20 protein-coding genes are annotated in these 23,380 nt (G+C 62.4%); 9 read left to right on the forward strand and 11 right to left on the reverse strand.

Going from position 1 to position 23,380, the window contains the following annotated elements; translation table 11 throughout:
• Positions 1–185 precede the first annotated feature (185 nt).
• Positions 186–785: a TetR/AcrR family transcriptional regulator gene (locus AC22G6_RS08340; RefSeq protein WP_487366396.1), complete on the forward strand. Its 600-nt coding sequence runs from the start codon at positions 186–188 to the stop codon at positions 783–785.
• Here the strand turns inward: AC22G6_RS08340 and AC22G6_RS08345 are convergent.
• From AC22G6_RS08345 to ppx, 8 genes are all read right to left on the reverse strand, one after another.
• Entirely contained in the window at positions 782–1,564 is a 783-nt protein-coding gene (locus AC22G6_RS08345) for a TatD family hydrolase (protein ID WP_487366397.1), read from the reverse strand. The two genes, AC22G6_RS08340 and AC22G6_RS08345, sit on opposite strands and share 4 nt — an antisense overlap.
• A gap of 22 nt (positions 1,565–1,586) precedes the next feature.
• Positions 1,587–2,387, reverse strand: coding sequence for an enoyl-CoA hydratase (locus tag AC22G6_RS08350; RefSeq protein WP_487366398.1), 801 nt, complete (start codon positions 2,385–2,387; stop codon positions 1,587–1,589).
• Between the two features lie 97 nt (positions 2,388–2,484).
• Positions 2,485–4,137, reverse strand: coding sequence for an acyl-CoA synthetase (locus AC22G6_RS08355; RefSeq protein ID WP_487366399.1), 1,653 nt, complete (start codon positions 4,135–4,137; stop codon positions 2,485–2,487).
• Between the two features lie 61 nt (positions 4,138–4,198).
• Positions 4,199–4,819 carry an ABC-type transport auxiliary lipoprotein family protein gene (locus AC22G6_RS08360; RefSeq protein WP_487366400.1) on the reverse strand — a complete coding sequence of 207 codons (621 nt, stop codon included), beginning with the start codon at positions 4,817–4,819 and terminating at the stop codon, positions 4,199–4,201.
• 47 nt (positions 4,820–4,866) lie between these two features.
• Positions 4,867–5,805, reverse strand: coding sequence for an MlaD family protein (locus AC22G6_RS08365; RefSeq protein ID WP_108948269.1), 939 nt, complete (start codon positions 5,803–5,805; stop codon positions 4,867–4,869).
• A gap of 3 nt (positions 5,806–5,808) precedes the next feature.
• Complete coding sequence (locus tag AC22G6_RS08370; RefSeq protein WP_487366401.1) at positions 5,809–6,600, reverse strand: ABC transporter ATP-binding protein; 792 nt, start codon at positions 6,598–6,600, stop codon at positions 5,809–5,811.
• Positions 6,601–6,611: 11 nt separating this feature from the next.
• Positions 6,612–7,730 carry an ABC transporter permease gene (locus tag AC22G6_RS08375; RefSeq protein WP_487366402.1) on the reverse strand — a complete coding sequence of 373 codons (1,119 nt, stop codon included), beginning with the start codon at positions 7,728–7,730 and terminating at the stop codon, positions 6,612–6,614.
• Positions 7,731–7,736: 6 nt separating this feature from the next.
• Positions 7,737–9,239, reverse strand: coding sequence for an exopolyphosphatase (ppx, locus tag AC22G6_RS08380; RefSeq protein ID WP_487366403.1), 1,503 nt, complete (start codon positions 9,237–9,239; stop codon positions 7,737–7,739).
• A gap of 162 nt (positions 9,240–9,401) precedes the next feature.
• On the opposite strand from ppx, the gene ppk1 reads away from it, so the two are divergent.
• Positions 9,402–11,480 (forward strand): polyphosphate kinase 1, encoded by a 2,079-nt coding sequence (gene ppk1 / locus AC22G6_RS08385; RefSeq protein WP_487366404.1) that lies wholly within the window; start codon positions 9,402–9,404, stop codon positions 11,478–11,480.
• A gap of 99 nt (positions 11,481–11,579) precedes the next feature.
• Here ppk1 and AC22G6_RS08390 read toward each other — a convergent pair whose 3' ends face one another.
• On the reverse strand, positions 11,580–13,781 hold the full coding sequence (locus AC22G6_RS08390; RefSeq protein ID WP_487366405.1) for a RelA/SpoT family protein: 2,202 nt from the start codon (positions 13,779–13,781) through the stop codon (positions 11,580–11,582).
• Between the two features lie 104 nt (positions 13,782–13,885).
• Between AC22G6_RS08390 and AC22G6_RS08395 the strand changes: the two genes are divergently transcribed.
• The 6 genes from AC22G6_RS08395 to AC22G6_RS08420 all read left to right on the forward strand — a co-directional run bounded on the left by AC22G6_RS08395 (position 13,886) and on the right by AC22G6_RS08420 (position 20,668).
• Positions 13,886–16,993: a transglycosylase domain-containing protein gene (locus tag AC22G6_RS08395; protein WP_487366406.1), complete on the forward strand. Its 3,108-nt coding sequence runs from the start codon at positions 13,886–13,888 to the stop codon at positions 16,991–16,993.
• Between the two features lie 78 nt (positions 16,994–17,071).
• Positions 17,072–17,965 carry a DMT family transporter gene (locus tag AC22G6_RS08400; protein WP_108948275.1) on the forward strand — a complete coding sequence of 298 codons (894 nt, stop codon included), beginning with the start codon at positions 17,072–17,074 and terminating at the stop codon, positions 17,963–17,965.
• Between the two features lie 4 nt (positions 17,966–17,969).
• Entirely contained in the window at positions 17,970–18,764 is a 795-nt protein-coding gene (locus tag AC22G6_RS08405) for a M90 family metallopeptidase (RefSeq protein WP_487366407.1), read from the forward strand.
• Positions 18,761–19,225 (forward strand): flavodoxin family protein, encoded by a 465-nt coding sequence (locus tag AC22G6_RS08410; protein ID WP_487366408.1) that lies wholly within the window; start codon positions 18,761–18,763, stop codon positions 19,223–19,225. Before AC22G6_RS08405 ends, AC22G6_RS08410 begins: the two co-directional genes overlap by 4 nt.
• A gap of 182 nt (positions 19,226–19,407) precedes the next feature.
• Positions 19,408–19,839, forward strand: coding sequence for a host attachment protein (locus AC22G6_RS08415; protein ID WP_487366409.1), 432 nt, complete (start codon positions 19,408–19,410; stop codon positions 19,837–19,839).
• 175 nt (positions 19,840–20,014) lie between these two features.
• Complete coding sequence (locus tag AC22G6_RS08420; protein ID WP_487366410.1) at positions 20,015–20,668, forward strand: HAD family hydrolase; 654 nt, start codon at positions 20,015–20,017, stop codon at positions 20,666–20,668.
• A gap of 100 nt (positions 20,669–20,768) precedes the next feature.
• Here the strand turns inward: AC22G6_RS08420 and ispF are convergent, their stop codons facing one another.
• Both ispF and ispD read right to left on the reverse strand, forming a co-directional pair.
• Entirely contained in the window at positions 20,769–21,260 is a 492-nt protein-coding gene (gene ispF, locus AC22G6_RS08425; protein ID WP_487366411.1) for a 2-C-methyl-D-erythritol 2,4-cyclodiphosphate synthase, read from the reverse strand.
• Positions 21,260–21,967, reverse strand: a complete 708-nt coding sequence (gene ispD, locus AC22G6_RS08430; RefSeq protein ID WP_487366412.1) for a 2-C-methyl-D-erythritol 4-phosphate cytidylyltransferase — start codon at positions 21,965–21,967, stop codon at positions 21,260–21,262. Before ispD ends, ispF begins: the two co-directional genes overlap by 1 nt.
• Positions 21,968–22,099: 132 nt before the next feature.
• Here ispD and AC22G6_RS08435 point away from each other — a divergent pair, with 132 nt between their 5' ends.
• A complete protein-coding gene (locus tag AC22G6_RS08435) occupies positions 22,100–23,371 on the forward strand; it encodes an MgtC/SapB family protein (protein ID WP_487366413.1) in 1,272 nt (423 codons plus the stop codon).
• Positions 23,372–23,380: the final 9 nt, after the last annotated feature.

Genomic DNA, 23,380 nt, shown 5'->3' on the forward strand with positions numbered 1-23,380 from the left:
ATGTCGCGCTCCTTTGGATATTTCGTTGTCTCCCCGTTCCGCTGTTCAGCAGAAGAGCAGAACCATTATGTCACTGCGGACGAGGCTTTACACCCATGCCGATACGTATGACGTCTGCGACCATACGCATTGGTACGGGGTACATACGGTAGCGTATGGAAACAGAATCGTCAATACTATGCCGTATGGACAAATCCCCGAACAAACCAAGAACTCAACTCGACCGCGAAGCGTGGGTCAATGCCGCCATCGAAGTCCTCGCCGAAGAAGGCATTGCAGGACTGCGGGTCGAAGTACTGGCGAAGCGCCTGAAGGTCACAAAAGGCAGCTTCTACTGGCATTTTCAGGATCGGCGCGACCTCCTGATTGCCATCCTTGGCCTGTGGAAGGAAGGACGGATACGCGACATCATCAAACAGACCACCGCTGTCCCCGGCAAGGAGCTCGCGCAGATCTATCACGTCATCGACGTCTATAGTGCGAACCGAAGCCGCCGGGGCATGATGATCGAACTCGCGGTGCGCGACTGGGCACGCCGTGACGCCGATGCCGCGGCAATCGTCGCAGAGGTCGATGACGTCCGCCTGCGCTGCGCACGCGATCTCTTTCTCGCCTGTGGGGTGCCAATGGAAGAAGCGTCGAGCCGCTGCATGCTCCTTTACGCCTATGTGTTCGGGGTCTCCCTGATGAGCTACGAGAAGTTCGACAGCGATGTCGCACGCCTGAAACGCGACATTGCCGATCTTATCGCGCGCTCGTGCGTGGGCGCGGCCACCTCCACCTAGGGCGTTCCACCGCTCGCGCCGAGTCCGGGCAGGGCTGCGCGGGCGTTTGCACCGGTCGCACGAATCACCTCTTCTACGGGAAGGCCCCGCAGCTCGGCAAGAATCCGTGCATAGCGTGCAATATTGGCCGGGACATTGGGTCGCCCCTGCCCCCAGGCTGGCGCCATGTCCGGCGCATCGGTTTCAAGCACGATTGAGTCGAGTGGCAGTTCGGTCGCCAGACGGCGGATGCGCTGTGAGCCTTCAAAGCTCATCGCGCCCCCGAATCCAAGCTTGAAGCCCAGTTTGATGAAAGCGTCCGCTTGCTGCCGGCTGCCGTTGAAGGCATGCGCAATTCCTCCGCACACGGCATGCTGTCGGAGCTGCTTCAGCACCGCATCCTGCGCTCGCCGCAGATGAAGGATGACCGGAAGCTGGAAACGCTGCGCAATGCGAAGCTGGGCAACGAAGAAGCGCAGTTGCTGCTCACGATCGGCCTCTTCGACGAAATGATCGAGGCCGATTTCTCCGACCGCAACACACTTCGTGCGGCCTAACTCGTGCTCCAGAACTTCAAGATCGCCCTGGGTTGCCGCAGCGGTGAAGAGCGGGTGGATTCCCAGCGCCGGGTAAATATCGCGGTTTGCCGCAGCAAGCGCAGTAACGCGGTGGAAACTCTCACGATCCACCGCGGGAACGACAAACGCGCCAATGCCGGCGGCCCGCGCATCAATCAGCACACTATCGCGACTGCCATCGAACTCCGAGGCATCGAGATGGATATGCGTATCGATCAGCATGACCGCCGTCAGGCCCTTGCGCTCAGCACCCCTTCCATTCGGGTTTGCGCTTGGCGACGAAGGCGTCGATACCCTCGGCCGCATCGTTCGTCATCATGTTGCAGGCCATGGTTTCAGCCGCCATCTGGTAGGCCGCCTCCATGCCCATCTCAAGCTGGCGATAGAACATCTGCTTGCCCATGCTCACGGCTACCGGTGACTTCGCAACGATCGCTGCAGCGAGTCTTGCGACCTCGTCATCCAGCTGATCCAGGGGCACGACCCGATTCACTAGACCACGCCGCTGGGCCTCGTGTGCATCGATGAAGTCGCCCGTGACCAGCATCTCGAAGGCCTCTTTGCGCCCCATGTTGCGCGACAGGCCAACGCTGGGCGTGGCGCAGAAGAGACCGACATTGATGCCGGAGACCGCGAACCTGGCGACATCGGAAGCCACCGCGAGGTCGCACATCGACACCAGCTGACAACCGGCAGCCGTCGCAATGCCGTGAATGCGGGCAATGACGGGCTGCGGAATCTCGGTGAGTCGGACCATGAACTTACCGCACAGGCGGAAGAGTTCCTGCTGGAAGCCGAGGTTGTGGTTGGCACGCATCTCCTTGAGATCGTGGCCCGCGCAAAAGGCCTTTCCTTCGCCGGCCAGCACCACCACACGTACGCTCTTGTCGGCAGCAATCGCATCGATCTCGGCAAGCAGCGTTTCGAGCATCGCCTGTGACAGCGAATTGAACTGCATGGGCCGGTTCAGCGTCAGCGTTGTCACACCAGCTTCGTCTCGGCGAAGCAGCATCGGTTCATCGACCGGATGGGGAACGGCGCTCATGTCTCCTCCTTTATGTTTACGTTAACGTCAACGGCCGATCATGTTAGCGCGAAGCTTCATGATCGGCCATCCCGAACGAATGTTTATTTAGACAAACTTATTCGAACGACGCGGTAGACCTCGCCTGTTCACGCAGCACGAACTTCTGGATCTTGCCTGTCGAGGTCTTTGGCAGTTCGCCAAAGATGACCTTCTTCGGAACCTTGAAGCCGGCCAGGTGCTCGCGGCAATGGGCACGGATCTCGTCTTCGGTCGCGGATGCGCCGTTCCGGAGTTCGACGAAGGCGCACGGCACCTCGCCCCACTTCTCGTCGGGCAGGGCAACAACGGCAGCTGCCATCACTGCAGGATGCCGGTACAGCGCGTCCTCGACCTCGATCGAAGAGATGTTCTCGCCACCGGAGATGATGACGTCCTTCGACCGGTCCTTGATCTTCACGTAGCCATCGGGCTGCATGACTGCGAGGTCACCGGTGTGATACCAGCCACCGCGGAAAGCCTCTTCCGTGGTCTTTTCGTTCTTCAGGTAGCCCTTCATCACCAGGTTGCCGCGGAACATGATCTCGCCCATGGTTTCGTTGTCCCAAGGCACCGGCTCCATCGTTTCCGGATCGAGAACAGTGATGCCTTCCTGAGCGTGATAACGCACACCCTGGCGGCCGTTCTTCACGACCTGTTCCGCCAGCGGAAGATCGGCCCACTCATCGTGCTTGGCGCACACAGCGGCGGGACCATAGGTTTCGGTCAGCCCGTAAACGTGTGTGACATCGAAGCCGATCTTGGCCATGCCCTCGATTACCGCTGCCGGAGGCGGCGCTGCGGCAACCAGGCCCGACACCTTGTGGTTGATCCCCTCGCGCCACTCTTCGGGCGCATTGGCGAGCATGGAGTGCACAATCGGCGCACCACAATAGTGAGTGACCTTGTGCTCACGGATGGCGTCGAAGATCAGACGCGGATCAACCCTGCGCAGGCAAATATTGACACCGGCATTGGCCGCCATCGTCCAGGCGAAACACCAGCCGTTGCAATGGAACATCGGCAGCGTCCACAAGTAAACCGACTGCGGCGGCATGCCCCAGGAAACGATGTTCGACATCGAGTTGAGATAGGCGCCCCGATGGTGGTACACGACACCCTTCGGGTTGCCGGTCGTGCCCGACGTGTAGTTAAGCGAGATCGCATCCCACTCGTCGGCCGGCTGCTCGAAGTCGAACTCCGGGCTGCCGGTTTCCAGCAGCGCTTCGTACTCGATGGTGCCGACACGCTCCCCGGGACCGGTGTATTCGGGGTCATCCACATCGATGACGATCATGTCCGGGCGGTTCGCCAGCTCGATGGCCGTCTTCATCATGCGTGAATACTCACGGTCAGTGATGAGGACCTTTGCCTCGCCATGATTGAGGATGAAGGCCACACCCTCTGCATCAAGCCGGGTGTTGATCGTATTGAGCACTGCGCCACACCCGGGCACGCCGAAGTGCGCCTCGAACATTTCCGGCGTGTTGTTCAGCACCACCGCCACCGTGTCCTGTTTGCCAACGCCGAGCTGCTTCAGTGCCGAAGCGAGGCGGCGGCTGCGGTTATACGCTTCCGACCAGGTATAACGACGCTGACCATGGATCACCGCAACGCGATCGGGGTAGATATACGCGCTGCGCTCAATGAAGGTGAGCGGCGTGATCGGCACATAGTTTGCCGCATTCTTGTCCAGGCCCTGGTCGTAGGGCGACACTTTCCTCTCGGTCATCTTGACTCCCGCTGCAATATTTTTGTGGTCTGCATTCTTGCTGCAATGACGCGAAAATATGTCAGGCACGACATTGCGCCCGTCCATTCAACCCCTGTCCTGATGTGCGGTCAAGCTCCTCAAGCCATTCGGCAAGATCAAGCGACAGCTGTCTTGTCAGGCGACGGTAGGCTGCAACCCCCTGCTCTGCCGTGGCCGGTGTGCTGTCCTGCGTGAGCCGGAACTCCTTGCGTGCCAGCACCCTGTCACTTCGGGCCGGAAGCCAGGCCGCACGCGCCACGATCTCAACCCGTGCGCTGGTCTCGCTGTCGAACATCTGGACGAATTCGTCGAGCTCGATCCGGAGCCTGCACTCGTTGGCAACCGGACTGCCTCCCAGGATTGCACGATCAAGCGAACGCGCAAGCAGCTCGGACGGATTCGCCACCCATCTGCTCTCGACGAAAGCCCGCCGCTGGAAAGGGCGATCCCATTCCAGCCGGTACTGCATTGCGGAGCTGTTGAGCCACGACGGTGCGTGCAACTGGATCTGTGCCGGTGCCCGCCCGGGCGGCATCTCGAGCGTCTCGACGATTCCGAGGTCGTACATCGCAACCGCTTTGGGTGCCACAACCAGGCCATTGCAGGCGCCCAGCAGCATGCCGAGAAACGGAATCAACAACAGTTTGAAGTAGGCTTGCATGGTGTCCTTCATCACGGGGGGCATTTCTCGGGGCAATCAGTGGGTCCTCAGCGCCCCTGAAAACCGGCCTCGCCAGGGCCTGGCGTGCGCTCTGCCGGTCCGGTCAACAACATCTGGGGCGTCGCTTCGACTTCTTCGATCAAGCGTCCGAGCCTCCGCGAGGTAACGGTCAGGTCGCGCAGCAGTTCGTTCAGCTGGGGCAAGGTGCCGTCGATCAAACCGTCACCGGCCGCAATCGCGGCCCGATCGACGCGTGCCGACATCTCGGAAAGCTGAACCAGAAGGCCGCGCAACTCGGCTATCGTCGGCTCTGCCACAGCGCTCGTCCGTTCAAGATTGGCGAGCGTGCTCGAGAGCTTTGCCATGTTGTGCTCGCTGAACGCACTGCGGATGGCCGCCAGCGTTCGCGGCGCGTCGGCAAAGGTCTTGTCGACGCCTGCAATGGCGGACTCGAGGCGCTCGAGCGAGCCGCGCAGGCGATCCGCGTTCTCGTCATTGAACAGAATGGAAATACGGTCGGCAACTTCCTTGAAGCGCTTTGCCGCCGCCAGTGCGCTGTCGGCAATCTGGTCTATCAGCCCCGACTCCAGGGCAATCCTCGGCAGTCTGCCCGCCTCATCCACCAGCGGGACCCCGCCATCGCCTGTTTCATTGAGCTGGACATAGGCGAGTCCGGTCACGCCCTGCGTCCCGAGGCTGGCGCGGGTCTTGTCCGTGACCGGCAGGTCGGCACGAATGCGGATGCGCACCAAAATCTGGCGCGGATTCTCCGGGTCGATGCCGATATCGGTCACGCTACCGGCGGACATCCCGCGGTAACGCACACGGGCCTGCACGTTGAGGCCATTTACCGTGCCGTTCGACACCAGCAGATAGTCCCGTGTCAGCTCCCTGTCTTCCGAGAACCACCAGAGTGATAGCACCAGAATGCTGCCCAGAAAAAGGGCAAAGAGACCGGTCGCGATCGCATGGGCGCGATTTTCCATTATTCAGTTTCCTCCTTGGACCTGTGCCAATGCACGTCGGCCCTGCGCGCCGCGAAAGAAGCGTTCGATAAAGGGATGATCGACCTTGATCGTGTCTTCCAGCGAGGCGTAACTCAGTATCTTTCTGTCGGCCAGCACCGCCACCTTGCTCGACATCGCCGCGAGTGTGTCCAGATCGTGCGTCACCAGGACGACCGTGAGCCCGAGTTCGTCGCGCAAGGACAGGATCAGCCGCACAAAACTCGCGCTACGGTCGGGGTCCAGTCCCGCCGTCGGCTCATCGAGCAGCAGCAGCTCGGGCTCGAGCGCCAGCGCACGTGCCAGCGCTGCACGTTTGACCATCCCGCCCGAAAGTTCGGCAGGCATCAACAGGGCATGCTGCGGTTCCATTTCCACCATGGCGAGCTTGAGCGTCACCAGCTGACGGATCTCCTCGTCGGTGGCAATACGCTCCTCCCGCAGGGGAAAGGCGATGTTCTCTCCAACACTGAAGGCAGAGAACAGCGCGCCCTGCTGAAACAGCACACCGAATCGCCTGCGGCGCGCGATCTGCTCATGCATGGAGCCCGAATGCAGCGGCTCGCCGAAAAGGGAGACTTCACCCTGAGCCGGGCGCGTCAGGCCGATGATATGTCTCAGCAGGGTCGTCTTGCCGCTGCCAGAGCCGCCGACGAGCGAGACGATCTCACCCTTGGCGATATCCAGGTCCAGTCCGTCATGGACAAGGTTCTTGCCAAAGCGCGTCACCACACCCGACAGGGAAATCACTGCCGAGGTGTCGGATGCCGTACTCATGGTTGCCGCGCTCATGCGGGAACCCCGATGGAACGCGTGGCAATGGCAAAGATCGCGTCGACCAGGATCACGATGGTGATGGCAGAAACCACTGACGCAGTCGTGTTGGACGAGAGGCTCTCAGTGTTGGGTCGCACTCGCAAGCCGAAATGACAGGCGACGAGCGAGATCAGCAAACCGAAAGCCGCGCCTTTTGCAAGCCCGATGAACACGTTTGCGATTGGCACGACCCGAGGCAAGGTCTCAATGAAGAAGCCGAAGCTCATGCCAAGGTCGATACGTGCGGAAACCATACCGCCAAAAAGTGCGATACCCGAGGTCCACAGCACCAGCAGCGGCATCGCGAGCGTCAGCGCCACCACCTTGGGCAGCACCAGCCGCAGCGTGCGCGACACGCCCATTGCGGACAATGCGTCGATCTCCTCGGTGACCCGCATCACGCCAAGCTGCGCCGTCATCGCCGAGCCGGAACGGCCGGCCACGAGCACGGACACCAGCACCGGGCCAAGTTCGCGGATGATGCCAAGGCCAAGGATGTTGACGATGAAGACGTCAGCGCCGAAGGCCTTGAGCTGAAGCGCGGAAAGGTATGACAGGACCACACCGATGAGGAACCCCACCAGCGCCGTGACCGGCATGGCCTTCACACCCACCTTGAAAAGGTTGGCCGAGATTTCGAGCAAGGGCCACTCGCGCGGATGGCGGAGCAGATGCAGAACGTCGAGGCACAGCTGCCCAAGCAGGGCAAGGAAGGCCAGGACGTGATCGCGAAAGACGAAAAGTGCATAGCCAAGCGTTGCGGCCGCATCGAGTGCGGTGAATCCGGGCGCTTTGGGAAGCTGGCTGGCATCCGCCTTCGCAACCCGTTCGATGACCACCCGGTGGGATTCGCTGAGCTCGACCGCATCCGGCCAGCGTCGCTTCCAGCCGCCCCACAGCAGCGTCGCCCCGAAGCTGTCGATACGTCTCAGACCGGCGAGATCCCAGCGTGCATCCGTGGGCAGGGCCGCCAGCGTTTGCCGGATTGACGCAACCTGCGGCGACAGTGCGCGCAGCGTCCAGTCGCCGCTCAGCCGCCAGACCCCGGATTCCAAATCGATCGCAATCCCAGGAGAGATGGTGCCCGACATCTGTGCCTAACCTGCCATCGTGCGACTGGCCATGCTGCGAACATAGAGCCCGCGCCCGACCGACATCCACTGGCGCTGCTCCTCATCGAGCGCAGCCGCGGTCAGCGGCAGCTTTTGCAGCCAGGTTGAGGGCGTGTTTACCGCGAAGCCCCTGCCCTCGCGTGACATGGTGATTGGCGGCACGCCCCGCGCATCGCGGGCGCGATGAATCACCACCGCGAGCCTCAGGCAGGCGATCAGCAGCCAGTCCGAGCTCGCCGGATCGATCGCGGCGACCCGTTCCAGCTTGCCGCGGTGCGCCAGCACCAGCCGCGACAGCCGGCCCTGGTCCATGCGCGAAAACCCCGGCATGTCGGCATTGCCGAGAATGTAGGCGCTGTGTTTGTGATAACTGGAGTGTGCGACCGAGATGCCGATTTCGTGCAACAGTGCAGCCCAGCGCAGGAAGCGGCGATCGGTCTCGTCCGTCTTCTCGCCACTGGGGTCGAGCTGGCTCAGCAGATGGCTGGCGGTGTCGGCCACCTGCTCGGCCTGGCGCCGGTCAACCCGGTAACGCGTGCCGAACACAGAGACCGTCGCATCGCGCAAGTCGTCATGGTGGTAACGCCCAAGCAGGTCGTAGAGCACGCCCTGGCGCAATGCGCCCTCGGAGAACACCATGCGATCGAGCCCGAACTCCTTGAAGATCGCGCTCATGATTGAGAAGCCGCCGAGGATGACCGGAATACGATCACCTTTGAGACCGGGAAGATCGAGCGCGTCGATATGGCCGGCGCGCAGGAAAATAGTCTTCAGCTTTTCCAGTCCGTCGCGCGTGATGCCGCCTGCGGACAACCCGTTCTGCTCGAGAATCTCCACCAGCGCCTTTGCCGAGCCGCTCGACCCCACGGCCTCTTCCCAGCCGGTTTCACGGTAAACGTGGGCAATCGCCTGCAGTTCGCGCCTTGCCGCCAGTTCTGCCTCCTTGAGCCCGCGTTTTTCAATCTTCCCTTCGGGGAAGTAATTGAGGCTGTAACCCACGCAACCCATGTAAAGCGACTCGAGCTGCAGCGGCTCGAAGCTCTTGCCGATGATGAATTCCGTTGAACCACCGCCGATATCCACAACCAGCTGCTGCTTGTGAGGGTCGGGCAGCGTATGCGCGACCCCGACGTAGATCAGGCGCGCTTCTTCGCGGCCGGCAATGACCTCGATCGGAAATCCGAGTGCGGCCTCGGCCCGGATCAGGAACTCGGATGCGTTCTTCGCAACACGCAAGGTGTTGGTCGCAACCACCCTCACCGATTCGCGCGAGAACCCGCCAAGGCGCTCATGAAAGCGCTGCAAGGCTGCGACACCGCGTTGCTGTGAGGCCATGTCGAGCCACTTTTCGGGCGACAGGCCAGCCGCAAGCCGTACCGGTTCCTTCAAGCCATCGAGGGGGTAGATCTGGTCGTTGACGATCCGTCCCACCTGGAGCCGGAAACTGTTGGAGCCGAGGTCAATCGCGGCGATCAAGTCTTGCATCATGAGGGAGAGGGATCCGTGCCCCAAAGCGCCGTAGAGCACGCATTCTACCATCCGGGCTGGCTGCACCGCAGTGATCGAAATTGCATTAAGAATCCTGCTGCCGTCATTGAAATGCAACAGAAATGTCACATAATTAGGGGACGTCACTCCAGCGGATGCCAAATGTACAGACCGGTCCATCAATCGAATTTTCCTGCCGAGCACTTCATCAACCGCGAACTTTCGCTGCTGCAGTTCCAGCGCAGGGTGCTTGCCCAGGCCGCGGACGAGACGGTTCCGCTGCTCGAAAGGCTCCGCTTCCTGTGCATCGTATCGAGCAACCTCGACGAGTTTTTCGAGATCCGGGTCTCGGGCATCAAGGAGCAGATCAGGCTTGGCAGTCATGCATCGAGCAATGACGGCATCCAGCCAAACGAGCTGCTGGCCCGTGTCAGCACCGAAGTGCATCAGATCATTGCCAACCAGTACCTGATGCTCAACGAAGAGATCCTGCCTGCGCTTGCGGCAGAGGGTATCGTCTTCCTGCGCCGCAGCCTCTGGAATGACGAGCAGCGGGCCTGGATCAGGGACTACTTCAATCGTGAAGTCATGCCGGTCCTCACTCCCATCGGACTGGACCCGGCCCACCCCTTCCCGCGTGTGCTCAACAAGAGCCTGAACTTCGCCGTCGAGCTCGAAGGGCGTGACGCCTTCGGCCGCGACTCGGGGGCAGCTATCGTACAGGCGCCGCGCGCCCTGCCCCGTGTCATCCGCCTGCCGAACGAGATCAGCGACCAGCCCTACACTTTCGTGTTCCTGTCGTCCGTGCTGCATGCGCATGTAGGGCAGTTGTTCAGCGGCATGAACGTACTCGGTTGCTACCAGTTCCGCGTTACGCGCAACTCCGATCTTTTCGTGGACGAGGAAGAGGTCAAGGACTTGCGCGCATCGCTCAAGGGCGAACTGCAACAGCGCCATTTCGGTGACGCGGTCCGCCTGGAAGTTGCCGACAACTGCTCGGAAGAAATGGCGGACTTCCTCCTGCAGCATTTCCGCCTTGGCCGCGCCGACCTCTACCGCACGCCCGGCATCGTCAACCTGGTCAGGCTGATGCAGGTTCCGGACTGGGTCGAACGCGCCGACCTCAAGTACGGCAACTTCCAGCCCGGACTGCCCAAGCCAATCGACATCAGGCGCGACATCTTTGCTGCCATCCGCAGCCAGGACATCCTGCTGCACCACCCGTTCCAGAGCTTCGAGCCGGTGATCGATCTGCTGCGCGCTGCGGCGGACGACCCTCAGGTTGTCGCGATCAAGATGACGATCTACCGCACCGGCACCGATTCGGTGCTGATGGAACTGCTTTCGCGTGCCGCCCAGAAAGGCAAGGAAGTCACCGTTGTCCTGGAACTGATGGCGCGCTTTGACGAGGAAGCCAACATCACCTGGGCCAACCGCCTTGAAGAAGTCGGCGCGCACGTCGTGTACGGCGTGTTCGGCTACAAGGTGCATGCCAAGCTGCTGATGCTGGTGCGCCGCGAGGAAGACGGATTGCGTCGTTACTGCCACCTCGGCACGGGCAACTATCACCCCCGTACGACGCGGTTCTACACCGACTTCGGCCTGCTCACGAGCAACCCTGAAATCGGCGAGGACGTCGCCGATGTATTCAAGCAGCTCACGGGTCTCGGCAAGGCGACGACGCTATGCCATCTGTGGCAGGCGCCGTTTTCACTGCAACCCAACGTGGTTACGGCCATCAAGCGCGAGGCGGCGATCGCGGCCGAAGGACGGCGTGGTCGAATCATTGCCAAGATGAACGCACTGCTCGAACCGGAAACCATCGAGGCGCTCTATGAAGCTTCGCAGGCCGGGGTCGAAGTGGATCTGATCATCCGCGGTCCGTGCGCGCTGCGCCCCGGTGTTCCGGGTCTGTCGGACAACATCCGCGTGCGCTCGGTCGTGGGCCGCTTCCTCGAGCATCACCGCATCTTCCACTTCCATGCCGACGGTGAGGATCAGATGTATCTGTCGAGTGCCGACTGGATGGATCGAAACTTCTTCCGCCGCATCGAGATTGCCTTCCCGATTCTCGATCCGCGCATCAAACGCCGGGTCATGAAGGAAGGCCTTCGTCCCTACCTGGGTGACAACAGCCAGTCGTGGGAGATGCAGTCGGACGGCAGTTACAAGAAGAAGATGCCGCGTGGTACCCGCCGCATGGCGCAGATGATCCTGCTGGGTGAGCTGGCTGCACGCTGAGTCGTGCGCTGAGTCGTGCGCTGAGTCGTGCGCTGAGTCGTACTCACCATCGACTGAAACTGCCCGGTCTGCGACGCATGCAACCGGGCAGTCCTGTTTTTACTTGCGCTGGGCGTCGATCACGCCATTCACCTCGCGAATCAGCGTGATCGCACGCTGCAGTTGGGTGATGCCGCCAACCTCCATGGTGAAGCGCATGAAGGCCGTACCCTTCTTGGTCAGGGTATTGACCGCCGTCACATTGAGCTTTTCACGCGACAGCACTTCGGAGATGTCGCGCAACAGCCCCTGGCGATCGCTCGCCTGCACCGCGACATCAACCGGAAACACCGCCTGACGATTGTTGTACGCCTGGTCGCCCCACTCGGCGGCAATGACGCGTTCGGGCTGCTGGCGCGCAAGCAGCTGAAAATCGTGGCAGTCGACACGGTGAATGGAAATGCCGCGCCCGCGGGTCACGAAACCTTCGATCGCATCGGGCGGCGCGGGTTTGCAGCAGCGCGACAGGGAGGTCAGCAGCTTTCCAACGCCGACAATCAGGATCTTGTCGGAGTTGTCGCCCGTGCGACTGCGTCCGATCACCATTTCGGGCTCTTCGTGCGCCTCAGCCGGTGCATCGGCTTCCCGCAGGGCCATCTGAACCGAACGCGGGCCAACTTCGCCGCGTCCGGCAGCAACGTAGAGCGCATCGGCGTTCTTGAACCCGAGGCGATCAGCGAGGCCTTCGATATTGGCCTGGGAGTGACCATCGCGCTGCATCTCGCGCGCCACGAAACTCCGCCCGCGGATCAGCAGTTCTTCTTCGTCCTGCGCACTGAAAAACTGCTTGATCTTGGTCTTAGCACGCGATGTGACGACGTAGTGCTGCCGCGGATCGAGCCAGTCACGGGAGGGCCCACCCTCCTTCGCGGTCATGATCTCGACCGTCTGCCCGTTCTCGAGCGGTGTGTTCAGCGTGACCAGATGACCGTCGATCTTGGCCCCACGGCAATGGTGGCCGACGTCGGTGTGCAGGCGATAGGCGAAGTCGATCGGGGTGGCGCCGCGGGGCAGGTCGACGACCCGCCCCTGAGGCGTCAGCACGTACAGGGTGTCGTCGAGCGAGGCGCGCTTGAACTGTTCAAGCCATTGCGCAGAATCCGCCACTTCGTCGCGCCACGACAGCAGATTGCGCAGAAGCGCGATCTTGTCGTCGTAATCGCCACCGTGGCCACTGCCTTCCTTGTAACGCCAGTGCGCTGCGACGCCAAGCTCGGCATGTTTGTGCATGTCGTAGGTACGAACCTGCACCTCAAGCGCACGACCATCACCGGCCAGCACAGCCGTATGCAGCGACTGGTAGTTGTTGCCCTTCGGTTTGGTGATGTAGTCGTCGAATTCCTTGCTGATCGGCTGCCAGATCTGATGCACCAGGCCAAGCACGGTGTAGCAGTCGCGCACCTCTTCCACCAGCACGCGCAGCGCACGGATATCGTACACCTGCGAAAAATCGAGCCGTTTCGCCCGCATCTTGTTGTAGATGCTGTAGATGTGCTTGGGCCGGCCGGTGATCTCGGCCTTGATCCCGACCGCAGCGATCTCTGTCCGCAAACGCTCGATCGCGTTGTGGATGAACTCCTCACGTTCGGAGCGACGCTCGTCGAGCATCTTGGCAATGCGTTTGTAGGTCTCCGGCTCGAGAAAGCGGAACGACAGGTCTTCCAGCTCCCACTTGAGTTGCCAGACGCCAAGCCGGTTGGCAAGCGGTGCATAGATGTCGAGGCTTTCGCGTGCCACGTCGACACGGGACTCGCTCGGTGTTTCCGTGAAATACCGCAGCGTCTGGGTGCGCGAGGCGATGCGCAGCAGGACAACGCGGATATCCTCGACCATCGCCAGCAGCATCTTGCGCAGCGTTTCGGTCTGGGCGCGAATCTCCGGCCCGGTCGCGCTCGTGGTCTTGCGCGTGATCACGCGCAAGCCGTTGAGCTTGTGCAAGCCTTCCACCAGACGCGCCACGTGCACACCAAAGCGCGACGCAACCTGCTCGGTCGCGTCGTCGATGTACTCGCCGACTGCAAACAGCAGCGCAGCAATCCGGGCGTCGGCGTCGAGCCTGAGGGACGCGACGATCAGTGCGGTGCCGAGCGCATGCGTCCATGCCGACTCGCCCGTGCCCAGCACCCTGCCTTCGTAAGCTTCGGCGGCCAGCTCGAGCGCCTGCTCGATGGTCGCCCGCTCAAGCGGCGTCAGCCCTTCCGCGAGCAGTTCGATTGGTGGCCCTGACGCATCCTGGGCAATAGCGTGTGTAACGAAAACCATGCGAGCGATTATCCCATATCGGATGCGGGGCAGTGCTAACATCCACACGGATTTCCTCCGATGCCCACGGCATCGCTCTACCTGTCACTCAATTCCCGCCCCTCATGCAGCAAACTTCCGAAGCCCGTCCCGCCCAACGCGCCCGACCGCTGCGATGGCTCGTCCTGCTGTGTATTGTCGCCGCCATCGTCGCCGGCATCATGCTGCTTGCGGAGGAGATGCGCACCTCCGCCCTGCAGGCGCGCCATCTCAGCAGGATTGCAGCTGAAACCGGTTTCCAGCTGGCGCCGGGTGCAGGCGAACTCCTGCCCGCACCGCCCGGCCCCTACGACAGCCGCCTTGGATACAACCAGATGCCTGCCTTCGTGCAGCGTCTCAGCAGCAGGGGCTATACCGTCATGCAGCAGGCGCGCGCGAGCGCGCGCCTCGTGGAGCTGAACGACCTCGGTCTGTTTCCGATATACCGCGAAAAGAATCAGGGCGGCCTTACCCTGCTCGACTGCCAGGCGAACCCGCTGCACGTCTCACGCTACCCGGAGCGCACCTACCCAGGCTTCGAGGATGTGCCCCGCGTCCTTGTCGACACCTTGCTGTTCATCGAAAACCGCGAACTGCTCGACCCAGGTCGCCCCAAACGCAATCCCGCGGTCGAGTGGGACCGCTTCGCGCGTGCCGCCTTCGACCAGCTCGTCGGCCTGATCGACGAGGACCGCAGCACTCCGGGCGGCAGCACGCTGGCCACACAGATCGAGAAGTATCGCCACTCGCCCGATGGGCGCACCACCTCACGCGAGCAGAAGCTCAAGCAGATGGCCAGTGCGTCCCTGAGGTCCTACCTCGAGGGCGAGGACACCCTTACCGCCCGCAGACGCATCGTCACCGACTACCTCAACACCGTGCCGCTTTCGGCAAAGACCGGCTTTGGCGAGGTCAACGGCATCGGCGACGGACTGTGGGCGTGGTATGAAAGAGACTTCGGCGAAGTCAACGCCTTGCTCGAGGCACAGTCAAACACTTCAGGAACGCGCAAGATCAGGTTTCAGGATTCAGCCGATGAAGATCTGCTGAGACAGGCGCTCGCCTACAAGCAGGCCCTGTCCCTGATGATCGCGCAACGTCGTCCGTCCTACTATCTTGCCGGCAACGCACAGAGCCTCGGCGGGCTTACCGACAGCTACCTGCGCCTCCTTGCTGAAGCCGGCATCATTCAGCCAGCGCTTCGCGATGCGGCGCTGGCTGTGCCGCTCAAGCTGCGTGAGGGGCCCGCAGTCCCTCCCCAGACCGCCTTCGTTACCCGTAAGGCGGGCAACGCGCTGCGCACTCATCTGTCCAGCCAGCTTGGCGTTGCGCGCTTCTACGATCTCGACCGGCTCGATCTCACCGCCGGCAGCACGCTGCACGGTGGCATTCAATCGACAGTGACGAGCCTGTTGCGCAGCATCAGCGATCCCGCCCAGGCGGAAGCGCTCGGACTGATCGGGCCGCGCATGTTCGCCCCCGGGCAGGACCCTTCCCGCGTCCTGTTCAGCTTCACGCTTTACGAACGCGTCGGCACGGCCAATCTCCTGCGTGTTCAGACCGACAGTTATGATCAGCCCTTCGACATCAACGAAGGCGCCAAACTCGACCTCGGATCAACCGCCAAGCTCAGAACCCTGGTGACCTATCTGGAGATCGTCGCCGAGCTTCACAAACTGTACGGCGCGCACAGCCGCGAAACCCTGCGGAGCACCCCGCGCAGTTCGAACAACCCGCTGCTGAACTGGGCGCTGGACTATCTGGCCTCGACCGACGAACGCAGGCTTCGTCCCATGCTCGACGCCGCCATGCAGCGCACCTACTCGGCCAATCCCGGCGAGAGATTCTTTACCGGCGGTGGCCTGCACAGTTTCGAGAACTTCAGCCGCGACGATAACAACAAGATCCTGCCGGTGCAGGTCGCCTTCCGCCACTCGGTCAACCTGGTCTTCATCCGCATGATGCGCGACATCGTGCGCTATACCGTCAGCAACAATCCCGCCGTAGCCGACATCTTCGAGGATCCCGACGATCCACGCCGCAAGGCCTACCTCACCCGTTTTGCCGACCGGGAGGGCAGGGTTTTCCTGAACGGCTTCTTGCGCAAATATCAGGGCAAGACCGGCGACGAGGCGCTGACACGCGTACTCGAAGGCATTCGCGTCACGCCGCGGCGACTTGCGGTCATCCTGCGCTCGGTGCGCCCGCAACTCGATGAAAAAGCCTTCGCCGAACAGATGCGACAGCATCTCGATGCACCGGCACAGCTGAGCGACGGCGATCTTCGGGACCTTTACTCCCGCTTCGGCCCGGAGCGCTACTCGCTCCCGGATCGTGGCTACCTCGCGGGCATCCATCCGCTCGAACTGTGGCTGCTCGCCTTCCTTCAGGCCAACCCCGGCGCGACCCACGCACAGGTCACCGAGGCCAGTCAGGAGCAGCGCATCGAGGTCTACACCTGGCTCTTCCGCACCCGTCACCGCAATGCCCAGGACGTGCGCATCCGCAGCCTGCTCGAGGTCGAGGCATTCATCGACATCGCCCGCCGCTGGCGTCGGCTTGGCTACCCCTTCGAAGCTCTCACCCCCTCGTACGCCACGTCGATCGGCAGCTCCGCCGACCGCCCTGCAGCGCTTGCCGAACTCGTTGGCATCCTGGTGAATGACGGCCTCCGGCTCCCCGTCGTGCGGATCGAGCGACTGCACTTCGCCTCAGACACCCCTTATGAGACCTACATGGAGCGTGCGCCCGGACCCGGCGAACAGGTGCTGCCGCCCGAGGTCGCCCAGGTTGCACGTGAGGCCATGATCGACGTCGCGACACAGGGCACGGCGCGACGCCTCAGCGGCGCGTTTGTCCGCGACGACGGAAGCCCGCTCGTGGTCGGCGGCAAGACGGGAACCGGGGACCATCGCTACGAGGTCTATGGTTCGGGCGGTGTCCTGGTCAGTTCGCGTGTCGTCACCCGTTCGGCGACGCTGATCTTTCTCGCAGGCGACCGCTTCTTCGGCACGCTGACAGCCTTTGCAGCCGAACCCCATGCAGCCGATTACCAGTTCACCAGTTCGCTCGCGGTGCAACTCCTTTCCCGCGGCATTGCGCCACTGCTCAAGCCACTGTGGAGCGAAACCGCGACGAGTCACGGGGCGGGCTGCCCGGCACCACTGTCTCAGGCTGGCAGCAGCCAGGATTGAGGCTGCCAGCCACCTTCCCTGTATGGCAGCGGGCGCGGCTGTGCCATCATCCGGCCTCGTCATGATCAAGTGCGCGCAATGAAACGCTTCACCGCCAACCCCTATCTGCTGCTTTCGCTCACCGCCCTGTTCTGGGCGGGCAACATGGTGCTCGGCCGCGGCATCCGCGGCGACGTCCCTCCGATCGCACTCGCGTTCTGGCGCTGGTCGATTGCCCTGGCCCTCGTGCTGCCATTCGCCCTGCCGCACCTGCGTGCGCAATGGCCCAGCCTGCGCGCCGCGTGGAAGGAAGTGCTCGTCCTCGGGGTTCTTGGCGTTGGCTGTTACAACACCTTTGCCTACCTTGCCCTGCAACACACCACTGCCACCAACGCCACCCTGCTCAACTCCTTCATTCCGATCGCCACGATCGCGCTCGCCTTCGTACTGCTGGGCAAGCGCCTGCACCGACTCGAGGCCGCTGGCGTCATCGTCTCGCTGGCAGGTGTCACCGTCATCGTGAGCCGTGGCAGCATCGACACCCTGATCGGGCTCAGTCTCAACACCGGCGACCTGTGGATGCTCGGTGCGGTGCTGGTCTGGGGGCTGTACACCGTCGGCCTGCAGTGGCGCCCGCAAGGCGTGCACCCGATGCTGATGCTTGCCGCGCTCACCCTTGTCGGCCTCACTGCGCTGGCACCGGTCTATCTTTGGGAACTGAGTACCGGTCGCCACATCGTGCTGTCCGCGGCATCCCTGACCGGCATCCTTTACACCGGGGTCTTTCCGGGCTTTCTTGGCTACATTTTCTACAACGCCGGCGTGGCCGCCGTCGGACCCAGCAGGGCTTCACTATTCATCCACCTGATGCCGGTGTTCGCTACCATCCTCGCCGCGATTTTCCTGGGTGAGCGGCCATACGCCTACCATTTCATCGGCATTTCGCTCGTGTTCTCCGGCATCCTGCTGACAACCCGGCGGCCCGCCACCTAGCGCAATGCTGAAGCGCCTCAAAAAATGGTTGGGACTCGAAACGCCACGACCCGTGGTCGCTGATGAAGTCTGGGACAGGATCGAATCCGGCCTGCCGTTTCTCGACTTTCTGACAGCGTCAGACCGGCTTCGTCTGCGCGAACTGGCGCTGGAATTTCTGGCCGACAAGGAGTTCCATGGTGCGCAAGGGCTCGAACTGACCGACGAGATCCTTCTCGGCATCGCCTTGCAGGCAAGTCTGCCGGTACTCAATATCGGCCTCGAGGCCTACCGCGGCTGGGTGGGCATCATCGTCTATCCGGGTGATTTCGTCATTCCACGCCACGAGGTCGATGAGGCCGGCGTGGTGCACAGCTACGACGACGAGGTGCTGGGTGAAGCATGGGCTGGCGGCCCGGTGCTGGTGTCCTGGCTCGGAGGGCATCACCCGATTGGCGTGAACGTAGTGATTCATGAATTCGCGCACAAGCTCGACATGGCAAATGGAGAGGCTGATGGGTTTCCGGCACTGCCCGCCCGCATGTCGCGCAGGGACTGGGCTGCCGCATTCACGCCAGCCTACGAAAAACTCTGCGCCCAAGTCGATGCTGACGAGATGACTGCGCTCGATCCCTACGGCAGTGAAAACCCCGGAGAGTTCTTTGCCGTCGCGTCCGAAGCCTTCTTCGAAACGCCAGGTCAGCTGCGCGACGCGTTTCCCGCAGTCTATGATCAATTGAAGTCATACTACGGTCTGGATCCTGCAGCGGGTGAGGCTGGCCTGAGGGCAGAGCCGGACCCGCACCGCGGCGCGACATGAGTGCGAAAAAACGTCTGCTGATTGTCTATCACACCCAGTCCGGCAACACCGGGCGCCTTGCCGATGCCGTGCTGGCCGGCGCGCGGCGCACGGCCGAAACCGAGACCACGATGCTGCGCGCTTTCGATGCCGGCACCGACGATCTGCTCGCATGTGACGGACTGCTGCTGGGAACGCCCGAGAATTTCGGATACATGTCAGGCGCACTCAAGGATTTCTTCGACCGCACGTATTATCCTTGCGAGGGCAAGACCACCGGACTGCCCTTTGCAGTCTTCGTCAGCGCAGGTAATGATGGTACCGGCGCGGTGCGCGAGATCGGCCGGATCGCCAACGGATATGGCTGGCGCGCCATCAATGAGCCCCTGATCGTGCGCAAGGAAATCACCGCAGCAGACCTCGAAAATGCCGCAGATCTCGGTGAAGCGATGGCCAGCGGATTATCAATGGGTATTTTCTGAACGGCGAAATCGCGCAGAGGACGCCATGGCGTGCTTGTGTCAAGGCACTGGCTCACAGCACGTTTCAGATTTCCCGAAACAGTAATAATAAGGCTTGCCAGTCCTGCACCACCCTGTCTAAGCTGGAAGTGCTGTTACCCAACACAGCAACCCGCTTCTCTCTCAGTAACGGAGGGTGTCACATGGCTATTACCTGGATTCTGGTTGCCAACGCCAGCCTGGCAAAACTGTATGCGAACCTCGGCCCGAACAAGGGTCTCAAGCTGGTCAAGGAGCTGATCCACCCCGAAAGCAGGCAGAAGAACGCCGAGCTTGCAAGTGACCGCACCGGCAGTACCGGCGGTAACGGCGGTCCGATGGAACCGCACTCGGTTCCCAAGCAGCACGAAGCCAAAGTGTTTGCACAGGAGATCGCGACAACGCTTTATAACGGACGGGCGAGCAACGCGTACAAGCGCGCAATCATCGTCGCCCCGCCGGCGTTCATGGGAATGTTGAATAACTCCCTCGATGCGCCCACTGCCCAGCTGGTCAGTGACCGTTTCGAGAAGGACTACACCAAGGCACCCGAGTCGGAACTCGCAAGCCGACTGTCAACAGCCATCTTCCTTTGATTCTTCGAGCGTCTTCTGACCGAAGACGATGGTGAGGGCTCGTCCCCACCGAAGAGCCGCGGGGCGCTTTGCGCCCCGCAATTTCGTTTACCGCACGGAGAATGCACGACGGGTCCTGTCCCGAACCGATGCAGGGCGGCGATAATGCAGGCCTGTCTCCATTGCCTGCCCGCACATGTCCTCATACCCCCACGTCCTGTTCGACCTCGATGGCACGCTGATCGACTCCGCACCCGCAATTGTTGCCAGCTTTCGCGATGCCTTTGCCAGCGCTGGCCTGACTCCGACGGTTGCAATCGAAAGCAGCATCATCGGCCCACCCCTGCTCGAAACGCTCGAACTCCTGAGCGGCACCCGGGACCCAAAGCTGATCGCCACCCTGGCCGAACATTTCAAGGCCAGTTACGACACCACGGGCCTGCTGCAAACCGCAGCGTACGATGGAATCGGCGACATGCTCGCGCAGCTTCATCGCGCCGGACGCTCGCTCTCGATTGCCACCAACAAGCGCATCCACCCTACCCGCCTGATCCTCGACCATCTGGGCTGGACTGACTACTTTGACGCGGTCTATGCGCTTGACCTGTTCCAGCCCCGGCTCGCCAACAAGGCGGCGATGATCGGCCGCCTGCTTGCAGATCGCAGCATCCCGGTCTCGGCTGCGGTCTACATCGGCGATCGCGCGGAAGACGGCGAATCGGCCGATGCCAACAAGCTGCCCTTCATTGCCACAAGCTGGGGATACGGGAGCCTGGAGCAGGATGAGCTGTCACCGCACTGGCGCGCAGCCGCAACGCCTGCGGATCTGCTGAAACTGCTGCTGGACTGATCGAACGGGCGGCAGGCAGCGATTGCAGGTTCGCTGCCTGGCTCCGCAGCAGACCGTCGGCCGGCGGCAGGGTGCCGCAGACCAGGCTCCAAGGCTGTGCTCAGGCCGTCAAGGCCCCGAGCATCACGACGACCTGGGCGGCGATACCCTCACCGCGCCCGGTAAAGCCGAGCTTTTCGGTGGTCTTGCCCTTGATGTTCACTGCAGCGCCATCCATTTCGAGATCAGCCGCAATGTTGCCAACCATAGCCGGCGCATGCGGCAGGATCTTCGGCGCCTTGCAGATCACTGTCGCATCGACGTTCACAACGCCCCAGCCAGCCGCTTTCACACGCTCAAAAGCCGTCCGCAGGAGCACCCGGCTGTCGGCGCCCGCATGCGCGGGGTCGGTATCGGGAAACAGGCGGCCGATGTCGCCCAGACCTGCCGCCCCAAGCAGGGCATCGGTCAGGGCGTGCAGAAGCACGTCGGCGTCCGAATGCCCGAGCAGGCCGCGCTCATGGGGAATGGTGACGCCGCCAACCACCAGCGGGCGCCCGGCGACGAGGGCATGCACGTCGAAGCCCTGCCCGATCCGAAACGGAATATTCATCAGTTCATGCCTTCACGGTTGTTCAGGATCCACTCGGCCAGATGCAGGTCGAGCGGATAGGTCACTTTGAGATTGGTGGCGTCGCCCTCGATCAGACGCGGTCGCAGGCCGGCAGCCTCGATTGCGCTGGCCTCGTCGGTGACGTTTCTCGCGCCTTCCAGCGCGCGCCGCAGCATGATGTAGCGGAACATTTGCGGCGTCTGCGCCTGCCACAGGCTGTCACGCGGGACGGTCGCTACAACATGCCGATGTTCGTCCGCGCGCTTGAGGGTATCCGCAACCTGCACACCGAGCAGACCGCCAACTTCATCGTGGGCGAGTTCGCGCACGAGTTTGTCGATGTGCCAGGGCGCCAGGCAGGGACGCGCCGCGTCGTGCACCAGCACCCAGTCGGCAGCAGACGCCTCGCCCGCAATCGCCCGCAAACCGGCTAGCACCGTATCCGCGCGGGTCGGACCGCCGCAGAACAGCGGCACCAGCTTGGGTTCGAGATCACGCCAGTCGTAACGTGCCCATTCGGCATCGCCGACCGAGAGAATGACAAAGACCTTGTCGATCTCGGGCGCCGCACACAAGGTGGCCAGTGCATGGCGAATCATCGGCTGCCCGAGCAGCGGGAGATACTGCTTGGGGCGGTCGGATGCCATGCGCGCACCACTGCCGGCGGCCGGGACGATGGCGAAATGTTTGGGGGGAGAGGTCTGCATGGCGCGGATTCTAACTGCAGCGCACGATTACGCCATAACCCGGAATCGACTAGAGTGATCACCATATCGCGCTCAGGCGCTTGCCTGGCACCATCGAGCATCGTGAACGCGTATTACTGAAGGACGGCACGCATGCCATTCAATGCGTCAATTCCGGTCGATCCGGCACAAATCGAGACTTTCCTGACCGCAATCGGCATCGGCTTGCTGATCGGGCTTGAGCGCGAGCGCGTTCCGTCCGCACGCGCAGGCCTGCGCACCTTTGGTCTCGTCGCCCTGCTTGGGGCCCTCGCCGGCCTGCTCAGCCAGCACCTGCAGAGCATCGCGCCCTTTGCAGTGGGGATGGCAGTGATCGGGGCGATGATCATCGCCGCCTACGTGCGCCACCCCGACCCGAACGACCCCGGCACGACCTCGGTCGCCGCGCTGATGGTGTGCTACTGCCTCGGGACGGCCGTGTGGCTCGGCTATGCCAAGATCGCCGTCATGCTTGCCGTTGGTACCACCGTGCTGCTGTACTTCAAGACCCAGCTGCGTGGGATCGCAACCCGGCTCGGGCCGCGCGACTGGATTTCCATCCTGCAGTTCAGCGTGCTGTCGCTCGTCATCCTTCCCATTCTGCCCAACGAGGAGTTCGGCCCCTACGGAGCGCTCAACCCGTACCAGATCTGGTGGATGGTCGTGCTGATCTCGGGGGTGAGCCTCGCGGGCTACGCCGCGCTGCAGCTCGTCGGCGCAAAGCATGGCGCGGCCTTCGTTGGCATCTTCGGGGGCCTGGCCTCGAGTACGGCCACCACCATGGTGTATGCACGCAATGCGCGCGCATCGGAAGGGCTGTCGTCGATGGCGGCCCTTGTCATCGTGCTCGCCAACCTTGTCATGGTCGTGCGCGTCACCGTGGTGGCAGCGGTTGTCGCCCCCGGCGTCCTGCCCGCCCTGTTCCATGTCGTGATACCGGCGCTGAGCCTGGGGGCCATCGCGCTGCTGATGAGCTGGCGACAGCTGAGCAATGGCGGCCATGCGGTGCTGCCCGAAACCAGTAACCCGACCGAGTTGCGCACCGCGCTGGGCTTCGGCGCACTGTATGCCGTCGTGCTCTTCTGTGCCGCATGGCTGTCCGACTATGCAGGCACCCGCGGGCTGTACGTGCTGGCGATCGTCACCGGCTTCACCGACATCGACGCCATCGCCTTGTCGAGCCTGCGTCTGTTTGCCCTCGACAAGCTCGCACTGGAGCCGGCGGCAATCGCGATCGGTCTCGGCATGATTGCAAATCTCAGCTTCAAGGCCGGCATGGCCGCCGTGATTGGCGGACAGTCGCTGGGACGAAAGGTGTTCGCGGGGATGGGTTCGGTCGCGCTCGGGCTGACGCTGGGAATTGGCTGGCACGCGCTGGGTCTATAATCAGAACCG

Source organism: Parazoarcus sp. PS-13 R2A (assembly GCF_057621855.1).

Coding starts and splice junctions, on each gene's coding strand:
- AC22G6_RS08340 (WP_487366396.1), top strand. CDS start 186: ATGGACAAATCCCCGAACAAACCAAGAACTCAACTCGACCGCGAAGCG.
- AC22G6_RS08345 (WP_487366397.1), bottom strand. CDS start 1,564: ATGCTGATCGATACGCATATCCATCTCGATGCCTCGGAGTTCGATGGC.
- AC22G6_RS08350 (WP_487366398.1), bottom strand. CDS start 2,387: ATGAGCGCCGTTCCCCATCCGGTCGATGAACCGATGCTGCTTCGCCGA.
- AC22G6_RS08355 (WP_487366399.1), bottom strand. CDS start 4,137: ATGACCGAGAGGAAAGTGTCGCCCTACGACCAGGGCCTGGACAAGAAT.
- AC22G6_RS08360 (WP_487366400.1), bottom strand. CDS start 4,819: ATGCAAGCCTACTTCAAACTGTTGTTGATTCCGTTTCTCGGCATGCTG.
- AC22G6_RS08365 (WP_108948269.1), bottom strand. CDS start 5,805: ATGGAAAATCGCGCCCATGCGATCGCGACCGGTCTCTTTGCCCTTTTT.
- AC22G6_RS08370 (WP_487366401.1), bottom strand. CDS start 6,600: ATGAGTACGGCATCCGACACCTCGGCAGTGATTTCCCTGTCGGGTGTG.
- AC22G6_RS08375 (WP_487366402.1), bottom strand. CDS start 7,730: ATGTCGGGCACCATCTCTCCTGGGATTGCGATCGATTTGGAATCCGGG.
- ppx (WP_487366403.1), bottom strand. CDS start 9,239: ATGATGCAAGACTTGATCGCCGCGATTGACCTCGGCTCCAACAGTTTC.
- ppk1 (WP_487366404.1), top strand. CDS start 9,402: ATGTACAGACCGGTCCATCAATCGAATTTTCCTGCCGAGCACTTCATC.
- AC22G6_RS08390 (WP_487366405.1), bottom strand. CDS start 13,781: ATGGTTTTCGTTACACACGCTATTGCCCAGGATGCGTCAGGGCCACCA.
- AC22G6_RS08395 (WP_487366406.1), top strand. CDS start 13,886: ATGCAGCAAACTTCCGAAGCCCGTCCCGCCCAACGCGCCCGACCGCTG.
- AC22G6_RS08400 (WP_108948275.1), top strand. CDS start 17,072: ATGAAACGCTTCACCGCCAACCCCTATCTGCTGCTTTCGCTCACCGCC.
- AC22G6_RS08405 (WP_487366407.1), top strand. CDS start 17,970: ATGCTGAAGCGCCTCAAAAAATGGTTGGGACTCGAAACGCCACGACCC.
- AC22G6_RS08410 (WP_487366408.1), top strand. CDS start 18,761: ATGAGTGCGAAAAAACGTCTGCTGATTGTCTATCACACCCAGTCCGGC.
- AC22G6_RS08415 (WP_487366409.1), top strand. CDS start 19,408: ATGGCTATTACCTGGATTCTGGTTGCCAACGCCAGCCTGGCAAAACTG.
- AC22G6_RS08420 (WP_487366410.1), top strand. CDS start 20,015: ATGTCCTCATACCCCCACGTCCTGTTCGACCTCGATGGCACGCTGATC.
- ispF (WP_487366411.1), bottom strand. CDS start 21,260: ATGAATATTCCGTTTCGGATCGGGCAGGGCTTCGACGTGCATGCCCTC.
- ispD (WP_487366412.1), bottom strand. CDS start 21,967: ATGCAGACCTCTCCCCCCAAACATTTCGCCATCGTCCCGGCCGCCGGC.
- AC22G6_RS08435 (WP_487366413.1), top strand. CDS start 22,100: ATGCCATTCAATGCGTCAATTCCGGTCGATCCGGCACAAATCGAGACT.